Raw genomic sequence first — 12,446 nt, 5'->3', positions numbered from 1 at the left:
GAAAAGGAAGGCTATTAGGGCCGCCTTGGGGCCAGTGCAAATGTAAAACTATTTCACTAACTCTATAAAGTCAGTAGACTAAATGGAAAAATCAAGGATATTCTCCGGCGACTCTGAACGGCTCACTTTTATCTGGGCACGGTGGTACAGCCTGGAATAAGGCGGTACGCTCTCTGTGAGCCATACGTTTCCGCCAATGATGCTGTGCGCCCCAATCACCGTGCTGCCGCCCAAAATGGTGGCCCCGGCGTAAATGATCACGTTGTCTTCCAGGGTGGGGTGGCGTTTCAGATCGGTCATGTACTTGGCCACGCTCAGGGCCCCCAAGGTCACGCCCTGGTACAACTTTACGTTCTTGCCAATCACGGTGGTCTCGCCTATCACAATACCGGTGCCATGGTCCATGCAGAACGGAAAATCAATACGGGCTCCGGGATGGATGTCGATGCCGGTGCGGCTATGGGCGTACTCAGAGAGAATGCGCGGCAGCAAGGGCACACCATCCTGGTATAGCACATTGGCGATGCGGTACACGGCAATGGCGTAAAAACCCGGGTAAGACCGCATCACTTCTTCCACGTGCCGGGCCGCCGGGTCTTCCTGCAAGATAAAGTGGGCGTCAGAGAGCAACTGCTCGTGCAGGTAAGGCAACTGCTGCATGAAACGGTCTACGGTTTCAACCGCCGGAAACGCGCTGATGTGCTGCACCCCTTCCAGCAGCGATTCCAGTTCCTGCTCCAGGAACGTAGCCTCCTGTGCCAGGGCCTGCGCATCCCTGAAAGGTTGTTCCGCCAGCGGCGGAAACAGCATCTGGAGCAACCGGTTCAGGAACTGACACAGCAAGCCCGTGGGTATGCGGAGCTGGTTCTGCTGATGCAAGCCCCACAGCCGCTGTAAAAATGACTCTTCCATAAAAGTAACCTACGAAAATAACGCGCGAAGGAAAGGAAAAACCGCTCCTTTTCGCCAAGGCAAAGGTAAAGCTGCCTGGGTTACCACTGCCCATGCCTCTGGTTTCTAAAAGGATAGTACCTCTTTTGGGCCTGTTTCTGTGAAAACGAAACAAAAACGCGGCTAAGGCTTATTTCCTTTTTTATAGGAAGCATTCCTGCGCCTTGCTCAACCAAGCGGCAAGGCACTCGTTTGTAGCCAGGGTGGCTATACGCAGGCTTTTCCCTAACTTCACCGCTTATGGCATTTTGGGATAATTTACTTGGCAGGAAAACGCCACCCCCCGGCAAACCACAGTTGTCGGTCAAAGAGCGGGTAAGTGCCCTCAAGCATTTACCGCCTTTCTTGAAAATGGTCTGGAAAACGAGCCCGCGCATGGCCTTCATGAACGTGGTGCTGCGCCTGTTCAGGGCGGCGGTACCGGTGGTGATGCTGTACGTGGGCCAGTTGATCATTGACGAGGTGGTGCGCCTGACCCGTACCAACGACCAGCTACTGGGTTACCTGCTCACGCTGGTGGCCATCGAGTTCGGCCTGGCCGTGCTTTCTGATTTCCTGAACCGGGGCATCGCGCTGCTAGACGGGCTGTTGGGCGACCTGTTCGCCAACCAGTCGTCGGTGCGGCTCATGGAACACGCCGCCGAGCTGGACTTGGATCAGTTTGAGGACTCAGCTTTCTATGACAAACTGGAGCGGGCCCGCCGCCAAACCCTGAGCCGAACCGTTCTCATGAGCCAGGTGCTGGGCCAGATGCAAGACCTGCTCACCATGGTGTTCCTGGCGGCCGGTTTGGTCGCCTTCTATCCCTGGCTCCTGCTCTTGTTACTGGTGGCGGTGCTGCCGGCTTTCTTAGGTGAGTCGCACTTCAATGAGCGCAGCTACTCCCTGGTGCACGGCTGGACGCCGGAACGCCGGGAACTGGATTATCTGCGCCAGACCGGCGCCAGCGACGACACGGCCAAAGAAGTGAAGATCTTCGGGCTGTCTGGTTTCCTCATTGACCGTTTCAAGGTGCTTTCTGACCAGTTTTACAAAGACAACCGGAAACTGGCCTCCCGCCGGGCCGGCTGGGGCAGCGTGTTCGCCGCGCTGGGCAGCGCCGGATATTACGGGGCCTATGTGTATCTGCTCCTGCAAACGGTACAGGGGCAGGTCTCCCTAGGGCAGCTCACCTTCCTATCGGGCTCCTTCATGCGCTTGCGGGGACTGTTGGAAGCAGTGCTGAACCGGTTCACCAGCGTGGCCGAAGGAGCCTTATATCTCCAGGATTTCTTTGACTTTTTTGAGCTCCAGCCGCGCATTAAACGTACCACCCAGGCCCCACCTTTCCCCCACCCTATCCGCATTGGGTTCACGTTTGAGAACGTAGGCTTCCAGTACCGCAACTCAGAGAAATGGGCCATCAGAAACCTCAGCTTCACGCTGCACGCCGGCGAGAAACTGGCCCTGGTAGGCGAAAACGGGGCCGGAAAAACCACCATGGTCAAGCTGCTCTCCCGCCTCTATGACCCCACCGAAGGCCGTATTCTGCTGGACGGCGTAGACCTGCGGGAATATGACCCGGCGGATCTGCGCCGCGAAATAGGCGTTATTTTCCAGGATTTCGTGCGGTTCCAGATGAGCGCCGGCACCAACATCGCCATTGGCCGCATTGAGGAAAAAGAAAACCATTCGCGCATCGAGTCCTCGGCGCAGCAAAGCCTGGCAGACACGGTCATCGCCAAACTGCCAGAGGGCTACAATCAGGTCATCGGGCGGCGGTTCAACAAAGGGGTGGATCTGTCGGGTGGTGAGTGGCAGAAGATCGCCCTGGGCCGGGCCTACATGCGCGACGCCCAGCTCCTGATCCTGGATGAGCCCACCGCCGCCCTGGACGCCCGCGCAGAGCATGAGGTCTTCCAGCGCTTCGCGGAACTGACCCAGGGCAAAACCGCCGTCCTGATCTCGCACCGCTTCTCCACCGTGCGCATGGCCGACCGGATCCTGGTCATTGAGAACGGCCAATACGTAGAAATGGGCTCCCATGAAGACCTCATCGCCAAAGGCGGAAGATACGCCGAGCTGTTCCGCCTCCAGGCGAAGGGGTATTTGTAGGGAGGGAGTCCTGAGTCTTAGGAATAGTCCTGAGTTCTGAGTCTTGAGTCCTGAGTCTTTAGTTGGAATGTTGAAAGGGTTTAACTCAGACACCGTTGTTGGTGTTATCACCAACAACCACAAATGCGCTTCCAACGCCTTTCACCAAAAACAGGCTAAAATCCTCTGTAGGGGCAATCCCTTGTGGTTGCCCTTGCGCAGGCCCACGCAATAAAAGTTGTTGGTGATAACACCAACCACGGCACCTGAAAAGGCACCCGATATGCAGAGCTGTTCCGCCTCCAGGCGAAGGGGTACTTGTAATGGGAGTCTTGAGTTCTGAGTTGGAATTAGGAAGTTTAGGCTGGCGGGAGTCTGAAGACTCGTGCCAAGTGCAATAAAACTCCCGACCCCCAACTCAGGACTCTGGACTCAGAACTCAGGACTATTCCTCGGACTCAGAACTAAACTCTGTTTTCTTCGGAAACTTGCCCACGGAAACATACAGGAACGCCAGGAGGCAAAGGAAAGCCGCTCCCCAGAAAACGTACGGGATGGCGCTGACCTCATTGTCATAGATCCAGCCGGAGGCGAAGGCGCCCAGCCCGATACCGGCTTCCAAGGCCATGTATACCGTGGCCATGGCCCGGCCTCTGCGGTCAGAATGGCTCAGGTCAATGGCCCAGGCGTAGAGCGTGGGGGAATTCATGCCCGTCCCGAACCCGTACAGCACGGCGGCTCCCAGGAACATGGCCTTGCTCTGGGCCAGGCCTAACACCACCATGGAAACAGCCATCAGGAGCGTGGAAACCCGCAGAATAGGAACGCGGCCGTACCGGTCAGAGGCCCTTCCGGCCAGGAAACGCACTCCAATAGAAGCCACGGTATAGAAAGTAAAGAAAAGGCCTTTGTTCTGGATGCCCAGGTGCTCACTGAAATCAGGGGTGACGGTGAGCACCGCGCCGTAGCAGAACAGCGTGAGCAGCATCACCACGAACGCAGGCATTACGCGGGGTTCAAAAATCTCATTCCTCCTGATGCGCAGCAAGCCCAGCTTGAATTTCTGCGGATGGGGCAACGTCTCCTTCAGGTTGGCCAGCACCAGAATAGACAACAGGGCCATGCCCGAAGACGAATAAAACAGCGCATCCAAAGAGAAATGGCGGCTGAACTCCCCGCCAATGGCTGGCCCAGCGGCCAAACCCAAGCTGCCGGCCAACCCGAAAATCCCGATGGCCGCTCCCCGGCGTTCCAGCGGCACAATGTCAGCAATATAGGCGGCCTCGCCCGTGGGCGTGAAGCCCGTGGAAAAGCCGTGCAGGAGGCGCAGCATGAGAAACGCAGCCACGGTGGTGAGCAAAGGATAGAGCAGACTGCACAAGATGCAAACGGCCACCCCGAAGTACATGACCGGCAAGCGCCCTACTGTATCCGTGAGTTTTCCGCTGAAAGGGCGGGAAAGGCCCGCGGTCAAAGTGAACAAGCCAATGATGAAGCCTTTGTAATCAGCCCCGCCCAGTTGGGTCAGGAAGTTAGGCAACTCCGGGATGATCATGTTGAAACTAGCTGAGAAAAGGAACGAGCTCAGGCACAGCATCCAGAAGCGGAACGAATAAGCAGGGGCAACAGTACTCATAACGGCGGCAAAGGTCAGCAAATTTCCCCCAATCCTACTACCGTTTAGGTGCCCTTTTCTGAAGAATAGGCTAAAAACACGGCTCACGTGATTCTTAAGGCAACGCAGACTCAGGACTCTTTTGTATCTTCCGTGCCCAAGCCCATTTATGAAAAAGCAACTCAGAAATACTGCCTTCCTTCTGCTGCTGGCCGCTGCCTGCCGCCAACCCGCCCAGCAAAGCCAGAGCGCCGGCACCGTGAACAAATTCAGTGACGCCACCCTCCGCCGGATCTACACCCTGCAGGATGAACGCAAAACCACCGACCTGCTTCCGTTCCTGCAGCGCCCAGAAACCATGTACCGCCGTGAGGCAGCCCTGGCTTTTGGCTCTGTGCAGGACAGCACCGCCATTCCGGCCCTCGCCACGCTGTTGCAAGACCCTGAACCCGAGGTAAGGAAGGCAGCGGCCTATGCCCTGGGGCAAATGAACAGCACCTTATCTGAACCCGCCCTCCAGGCAGCGTATGACCGGGAACAGAACGTGCCCGCCCGCGCGGAGATTCTGGAGGCCTGGGGAAAAAGCGCCACCCAGGACGGGCTTGAAATGATTTCCCGCTATACTGCCCCCGCAGATCTGCAAGCCGCCCAAGCCTGGGCCTTGTACCGGTCGGGCCAACGGAAGTTGAGCTATGAGGCCGCCGTGAAAAAGGCGGCCGCCCTGCTGGAAGCCCCCGCTGAAGACGCCCGACTGGGGGCCTCGCAGTTTCTGGCCCGTACTCCTAAACTAGATGCTAGTCTGGCCAAAGCGCAATTGTTCCAGGTGGTGCAGCAAGACCCCAGCGCAAATGTCCGCATGGGCGCTGCTCAGGCGCTGGGCAAAATGACCGATACCGTAGGCGTGGCCGCTGTTTTGGGCACCGTTTTGCAAAAAGACCCCGATTACCGCGTGCGCCTGAACGCCGTGCGGCCCCTGTACCAACTGCCGTACGCAGGGGTGCAAGCGGCCGCCTGGAACGCCCTCTCAGATGCCCATGCCCTGGTAGCCCTGAGTGCCGCCGAGTATCTGGTCGCCAAGGCCCCACCAGCGGAATCTGCCCGGCTTCTGGAAGCTACCCAGAAGCAACAGGACTGGCGGGTGCGCGCCACCTTGCTGGGAGCGGCACTTTCTTCGGCCCCGGCCGACCAAAAGAAAGTGATAGGCCAGCAGATTCAGGAACGTTTTACGAAGGCAAAGAGCCCTTATGAGCAAGCGGCCTTGCTTACCGCGCTGAGCAAGGACCCTACCCAGTACCCGTTCCTGGAGCAGCAGACGTTTCAGGCAAAACATCCGGCCATCAGTACGGCGGGCATGGAGGCCTTGGTAGCCATGAGAGCCCGCAAAGAGTTTGACGTGGCGGCCGCTCCTGCGTTTAACCAACTGTTTCAGCGGGCCATCCAGTCCGGGGATGTGGCGCTGGTGGGCATAGCCGCGGGCGCCATCCGGAACCCGGAACTGAACCTGAAGAACGCCTATCCAGACCGCTCTTTCCTGACCCAAGCCAAAGATAAACTCACCCTGCCCCGCGACATAGAGACGTACCTGGAACTGCAGAAAACCCTGGATTACCTGGATGGCAAGACCGCCGCCCCTACCCCGGCCACGCCCTTCAGCCATCCTATCAACTGGGCCGCGGTGAACCAGCTGCAGAAAAACCAGAAGGCCCGCCTAAAGACGTCAAAAGGCGAGATCACCTTTGAATTGCTGGTGGAGGATGCGCCCGGCTCGGTGGCCAACTTTGTGGAACTGCTGGAGAAAGGCTTCTACAACGGCAAGAACTTCCACCGGGTGGTGCCCAATTTCGTGGCCCAGGGTGGCTGTCCCCGCGGCGACGGCTGGGGCTCCACCGACTACGCCATCCGCTCTGAGTTCGCGGATTTGAATTACTTGGAAGGCTACGTGGGCATGGCCAGTGCCGGCAAAGACACCGAAAGCTGCCAATGGTTCATCACCCATTCCCCCACCCCGCACCTGGACGGCCGCTACACCATCTTCGCCCGCGTGGTCAAAGGCATGGAGGTAGTGCACCAGCTGAACATTGGGGATAGAATTGAGAAGGTGGAGTTGGTGCGGTAATAGTTAGTAATTAGTGGTTAGTTGCTAGTAATTAGAGACACAGTAAAAGATGAGTAATACCATCTATCCCTCTTTGTTATCCTGCTTTCTCTCTTTGTCATCCTGGAAGGATCTTGTGGGAGAACTAGAAAGACATCTAAGAAATGCTACTACCGTTCGCCCACAAGATCTTTCCAAGATGACAAATAATATGAATCTGGGTACTCCCCTATTCTTACTGATTCCTATAAAATACAGAAAGCCACTCTCATAGAAGTGGCTTTCTGTATTTTATACCTTTATTTAAATCTTGTATTGAGTCTGCTTACCTCTAAAACAACTTACGCAGTTGGGTGCACTGGCACGTACACTACTTTCTTCGTCTCAAAGAACTCTTCCTGGAAATAAGTACTTAGCTCAAACACCTCGTGCAGCAGGCCAGACTCAGCCAGTTCCTCGGTTAAATCGCCGCCTTTGAGGTAGTACAGCCCTTGGGTGGGCACTGATTCTTTCTTGTAGCTGAACTGAATCCAGTGGTAGAAAGTAGCCAACCGGGCCACGGCGCGACTCACAATGAAGTCATATTTCTCGTGCACCTGCTCGGCACGGGTGTGGGTGGCTTTCACGTTGTGGAGCCGCAGTTCCTGGGCAATCTCCTGCACCACATGGATCTTCTTGCCAATGGAGTCCACCAAGTGGAACCTTACCTCAGGGAACAGAATAGCCAAGGGCAAACCAGGCAAACCACCGCCAGTGCCTACGTCCATCACCGAGGTGCCCGCCGGAAACTGCACCACCTTGGCAATGCCCAACGAGTGCAGGAGATGGTTCACCATCAGGTTCTCCATGTCTTTGCGGGAAATCACGTTGATTTTCTCGTTCCATTCCACGTACAGCTCTGCCAGACGGGAAAACTGCTGTTGCTGCTCTGGGGTGAGGTCAGGGAAATAATGGGTCAGGATATTCACAGAGGCTGCGTTCATAGCCTCAAAGATAAGAAAAGGAGTTCTTAAAAGGAGTTCTGAGTCCGGAGTTATAAGTCCAGGGTTTTGTCTGAATGCCGCTGCTTTAGGTTTGTTTTTAAGAAAGGGCCCTCAAAACATTCCAGAAATGTACGGACAGGTCGCGACCTGTCCGTACAGAAAAGGGAAATGCGTTTTATGCCTCTATTTTCAGAAAACTGGCCTGAAACAAAGGAAGCAGCCTTAGGGCTGCTTCCTTCAATATCTCAACAGGAGAAAATCTTATGTCTTGTATCCTGTGTCTTATATCCTTAGATAAGGTGTTTCTTGTTCTTTACCATGTCATAGAGCAACTCGCGGGCGCGGTGAAGTTGGGCTTTCACGGTTCCCAGGGGGGCACTGAGTTCGGTGGCGATCTCTTCGTATGACAATTCGTCAAAGTAACGGAGGGTCACCAGGCGCTGGTACTTGTCGGGCAGTTTGCTCACGATGTACTGCATGATCTCAATCTTCTGGTTCTTGATGGCAGACTCCTGCGGGTTCAGGTTGTTGTCTTTGAAATCAATGGTGATCTCATCGCCGTTGTCGATCTTGATGGCTGAGTCAATGCTCATGGTCTTGATCTTGTTCTTCCGGATGAAGTCAATGCAGTTGTTGGTGGCGATACGGAAAAGCCACGTACTGAACGCATACTCCGGGTTGAACTTGTGCAGGTTACGGAAGGCTTTGGCGAAGGCTTCAATGGTGAGGTCCTCGGCATCATCAGCGTTGCGCACCATCTTGAGGACTACGTGGTAAACTGGCTTCTTGTATATCTGCATCAGTTCTGCGTAGGCCTTCTCATCTCCGTCTTCTACCGCTGACTGAATCAGTTTAAAATCATGTTTCGCTTTCGCGGAGAATTGCTTATTTACTTCCATCTTACCTTTTTAACCGTTAAAACAGAGATCCCGATCCCTATGTAATTGAGGTAATACCCCAGTTCCAAAATAGGCAGGAGCCACCATTTGAGGGATACTTGCAGGCGGCGGGCCACCGGTAAGTATGCTCCGTAGAGAGCAACGTATCTTCCTCCAATAATGAGGCCAACCCATAGTGGTTGGTACTGCAAACCTAAAAGAACAGGTGATATTACGTAAAATAACACGTTTGACAGGACAAAAAGTCCGAGTCTGAGCTGTTTATTTTTATGGTACTGCCGCCCTGCCGCCAAATGCCTTCGTTTCTGCCGCCACCAGTCGCGCCATCGGGTTTCCGGGGCACTGCTTGTCTGGGCGGCAGGCTCAATCACAATCTGGACGGCAGAGTGTTGGGCAGCTTCCTGCACAAATAAATCATCATCACCCCCCAAAGACCTGATGTGGGAGGAAAAGCCTTTGTTCCTTGAAAACGTGGATTTAGTATAGGCCAGGTTACGGCCCACTCCCATGTATGCTTGCCCCCTCTTGGCAAACGACAGATACTGCATTGCAGTCAAGAAGGTTTCATAGCGGATCAAATGATTTAAGAATCCATATATCTGCATATACGGGGAAACCCCTAAAACGATATCCTTTTCGCCGGAAAAACCACTGGCCATTTCCTGCGCCCACCGCGCAGAGAGCGGCCGGCAATCTGCGTCTGTGAGCAGTAAGTGCTCATGCTGAGCGGCTTTGATGCCCAGGAACAGCGCGTATTTCTTAGGGCTCATATGGGGCGGCGTTTCTTTGACGCGCACCAGTTTTATGTTGGGGTACTCTAATTTGTACTCGCCCACCAGCAGGTGAGACCCATCATGGGAACGGTCATCTATGATGATGATCTCCACCGGTTGCGGATACTCCTGTTGCACCAGCAGGGGCAACAGTTCCTGCAGGTTCTCTGCCTCATTGTGGGCGGCCACCAGAATTGATAGGGAAGGCAGCTCTGCCGGGGCAATCTCTTCTGGTTTTTTGTGAAACGCCAGCGGCAGGAAATAATAAAGGGCATAAAACAACTGCACCAGCACACAGGCGCCCAGCAGGTAGAACAGCGAAGTAGACAGTAAAAAAAGTGGGTCCAAAGCGAATGAAAACTGAATCCAAAAATAGCACAAAAATTCTGGAGCAGCCTACCCGCGGGGCGGTGGAACAAAAGGTTGTTTGTATCTTTGCCGTTTGGAGAAACTCGGGCAAGTTGAGAATCAATTTGTTCCTTGCCTACAGAAGGTTTCCCCAGCATTTTACCCCTTGCCCATGACCTTTGATTTAGTAGCGAACGATCCCGCTTCAAAAGCCCGTGCCGGTGTCTTGACTACCGCCCACGGCACCATACAAACCCCTATTTTCATGCCGGTGGGTACCGCCGGCACCGTGAAGGCCGTGCACCAACGCGAGCTCAAAGAAGACGTAAAAGCCCAGATCATTCTGGGCAATACCTACCACCTGTACCTTCGGCCGGGACTCAACGTGCTGGAGAAGGCCGGCGGGCTGCATAAATTCAACGGCTGGGACAAACCTATTCTCACGGACAGCGGCGGGTACCAGGTGTTCTCTTTGTCAGGCACCCGCAAGATCATTGAAGACGGCGTGAAGTTCCGGTCGCACATTGACGGTTCCAGCCACCTGTTCACCCCAGAGAACGTGATGGATACGCAGCGCACCATTGGCGCCGACATCATCATGGCCTTTGACGAGTGTACGCCCTACCCTTGTGATTACAACTATGCCCGCAACTCCATGGAGCGCACGCACCGCTGGCTCCAGCGCTGCATTGACCGCTTTGACTCCACAGAAAGCAAGTACGGCTATGAGCAAACGCTTTTCCCAATTGTGCAGGGCAGCACTTACAAAGATTTGCGCATTCAATCTGCCGAGACCATTGCCTCCAAGAACCGTCCGGGCAACGCCATCGGTGGCTTGTCTGTAGGGGAACCCGCGGAGATGATGTACGAGATGACCGAGCTGGTCTGCGACATACTGCCCACCGACAAACCGCGTTACCTCATGGGCGTGGGCACGCCGGCTAACATTTTGGAGAACATCGCCCTGGGCGTAGACATGTTTGATTGTGTGCTACCTACCCGTAATGCCCGTAACGGCATGCTGTTCACCACGCAAGGCATCATCAACATCAGGAACGAGCGCTGGAAAGAAGATTACTCGCCCATTGACGCGGAATTGGGTGGCTACGCGAGCACCTTCTATTCCAAAGCCTATTTGCGTCACCTCATGCACGCCACTGAGATGCTGGGCGCCCAGATTGCCAGCGTGCACAACCTCACCTTCTACCTGTGGCTGGTGGGTCAGGCGCGTGAGCAGATTTTGGCGGGTACGTTCAGGGCCTGGAAGGACGTAATGGTGAAGAAACTAATGACGAGACTTTAATTAAGAATTAAGAATTAGGAATTAAGAATCATTGGAGAAGGTACTTCCTCCTATTCTACTTAAGAGCCATTCCTAATTCTTAATTCCTAATTCCTAATTGATACAAGGTGAAACTGAAGCTATTAGACAATTACATTCTCAAGAAGTTCCTGACCACGTTTGTGTTTGTGGTGATCATCTTGATTGCGGTGATCTGCGTGATTGACTTTGTGGAGAAGAATGATGACTTCATTCAGCATAACCTCTCTGTGAAGATCATTCTGGTAGATTACTACATGAACATGATTCCGCATTACATCAACATGCTCAGTCCCATTACCGTTTTCATTGCCACGGTGTTCGTGACGGCCAAGCTGGCCTCGCATACAGAGATTGTGGCGATCCTGAGCAGTGGGGTATCGTTCAAGCGGATGCTGGTTCCTTATATCATCGGGTCCGTTATTATAGGAATCTTTATCTTTTTTTTCGCCTCATACGTGATCCCTACCGCCAACAAGACGCGGGTGGCCTTTGAGATCAAGTACGTGAAAAACCCCTATACCTTTGAGGGCCGCAACGTGCACTTCCGCATTGGGCCAGACACCTACGCCTACCTGGAAAGCTATAACAACCACGCCGACGTGGGCTACAAATTCACCCTGGAAACCATCCGGAAGCAGGAACTGGTCCAGAAACTCTCCTCTGAGTCTATCCGCTGGGACAGCACCAAGCAGAAGTGGCACCTGGATTCGTATACCCTGCGCACCTTCAACGGCGACCAGGAAACGGTGGTGCATGGCGGCGCCATAGACACCACCCTCAACCTGCTGCCCAAAGACTTTGCCAGCACCTACCGCCTCAAAGAAACCCTCACCAACGCCGAGTTGAACGCCCTCATTGATGAAAAGCAACTGCGGGGCGCCACAGACGTGGAGATGTACATGACGGAGAAGTACGAGCGCATGAGCTATCCCTTCGCTATTATCGTCCTCACCATTATTGGGGTAATCCTGAGTTCGCGCAAAGTACGCGGCGGCGTGGGTCTGCAGATTGCGCTGGGCTTTGTGCTGGCCTTTATCTTCATCATCTTCGTGATGATGAGCCGAAGCCTGGCCTCAGTGGGTGGTATTCCGCCGCAGGTGGCGGCCTTTGTACCCTTGGCCGTGTTCACCGTCATTGGCATCGTGCTCTACCGAACGGTACCCCGATAGAATGTAGTTGTTGGTTGTTAGTGATTAGTTGCTAGTGGTAGTAGGGTTCTGGCGCGAGACTGCAGTCTCGTGACCAAGGAGGATGCGAGTCTGGAGACTCGCGCCAGAAGTGAATAAAGGACAAGCCGTTGTTTTCATTTACCTGCCCTTTTAAAAAAATAGCCCTTAAACTCGCGCCAGCATTAGAAAGCCATAGACAAATACAAGACTGCTGCT

The 12,446-nt window shown here is 54.4% G+C and carries 9 protein-coding genes; 4 read left to right on the top strand and 5 right to left on the bottom strand.

The window, feature by feature from the left end; all coding sequences use genetic code 11:
• Window positions 1-78: 78 nt before the first annotated feature.
• A complete protein-coding gene (locus FOE74_RS05875) occupies window positions 79-912 on the bottom strand; it encodes a serine O-acetyltransferase (RefSeq protein ID WP_149097668.1) in 834 nt (277 codons plus the stop codon).
• 279 nt (window positions 913-1,191) lie between these two features.
• On the opposite strand from FOE74_RS05875, the gene FOE74_RS05870 reads away from it, so the two are divergent.
• Window positions 1,192-3,045: an ABC transporter ATP-binding protein gene (locus tag FOE74_RS05870; RefSeq protein WP_149097667.1), complete on the top strand. Its 1,854-nt coding sequence runs from the start codon at window positions 1,192-1,194 to the stop codon at window positions 3,043-3,045.
• A gap of 424 nt (window positions 3,046-3,469) precedes the next feature.
• Here FOE74_RS05870 and FOE74_RS05865 read toward each other — a convergent pair whose 3' ends face one another.
• The gene (locus FOE74_RS05865) at window positions 3,470-4,660 is read right to left on the bottom strand and encodes an MFS transporter (protein ID WP_149097666.1); all 1,191 of its coding nucleotides are present in this window, start codon (window positions 4,658-4,660) and stop codon (window positions 3,470-3,472) included.
• Between the two features lie 148 nt (window positions 4,661-4,808).
• Between FOE74_RS05865 and FOE74_RS05860 the strand changes: the two genes are divergently transcribed.
• Window positions 4,809-6,755, top strand: a complete 1,947-nt coding sequence (locus FOE74_RS05860) for a peptidylprolyl isomerase (RefSeq protein ID WP_149097665.1) — start codon at window positions 4,809-4,811, stop codon at window positions 6,753-6,755.
• 320 nt (window positions 6,756-7,075) lie between these two features.
• Here the strand turns inward: FOE74_RS05860 and rsmG are convergent, their stop codons facing one another.
• From rsmG to FOE74_RS05845, 3 genes are all read right to left on the bottom strand, one after another.
• The gene (gene rsmG, locus FOE74_RS05855; RefSeq protein ID WP_149097664.1) at window positions 7,076-7,717 is read right to left on the bottom strand and encodes a 16S rRNA (guanine(527)-N(7))-methyltransferase RsmG; all 642 of its coding nucleotides are present in this window, start codon (window positions 7,715-7,717) and stop codon (window positions 7,076-7,078) included.
• 290 nt (window positions 7,718-8,007) lie between these two features.
• The gene (locus FOE74_RS05850) at window positions 8,008-8,616 is read right to left on the bottom strand and encodes an RNA polymerase sigma factor (protein WP_062542709.1); all 609 of its coding nucleotides are present in this window, start codon (window positions 8,614-8,616) and stop codon (window positions 8,008-8,010) included.
• Window positions 8,607-9,737, bottom strand: coding sequence for a glycosyltransferase (locus tag FOE74_RS05845; protein ID WP_188686445.1), 1,131 nt, complete (start codon window positions 9,735-9,737; stop codon window positions 8,607-8,609). Before FOE74_RS05845 ends, FOE74_RS05850 begins: the two co-directional genes overlap by 10 nt.
• A 172-nt stretch (window positions 9,738-9,909) precedes the next feature.
• Here FOE74_RS05845 and tgt point away from each other — a divergent pair, with 172 nt between their 5' ends.
• A complete protein-coding gene (gene tgt / locus FOE74_RS05840) occupies window positions 9,910-11,040 on the top strand; it encodes a tRNA guanosine(34) transglycosylase Tgt (protein ID WP_149097662.1) in 1,131 nt (376 codons plus the stop codon).
• Between the two features lie 113 nt (window positions 11,041-11,153).
• Complete coding sequence (locus tag FOE74_RS05835; RefSeq protein ID WP_149098105.1) at window positions 11,154-12,230, top strand: LptF/LptG family permease; 1,077 nt, start codon at window positions 11,154-11,156, stop codon at window positions 12,228-12,230.
• Window positions 12,231-12,446: the final 216 nt, after the last annotated feature.

The organism is Rufibacter glacialis (assembly GCF_008271745.1).
Lineage (GTDB): Bacteria > Bacteroidota > Bacteroidia > Cytophagales > Hymenobacteraceae > Nibribacter > Nibribacter glacialis.
The sequence above is the reverse complement of the archived record's forward strand: the minus strand, read 5'-3'. Positions and strand labels throughout refer to the sequence as shown.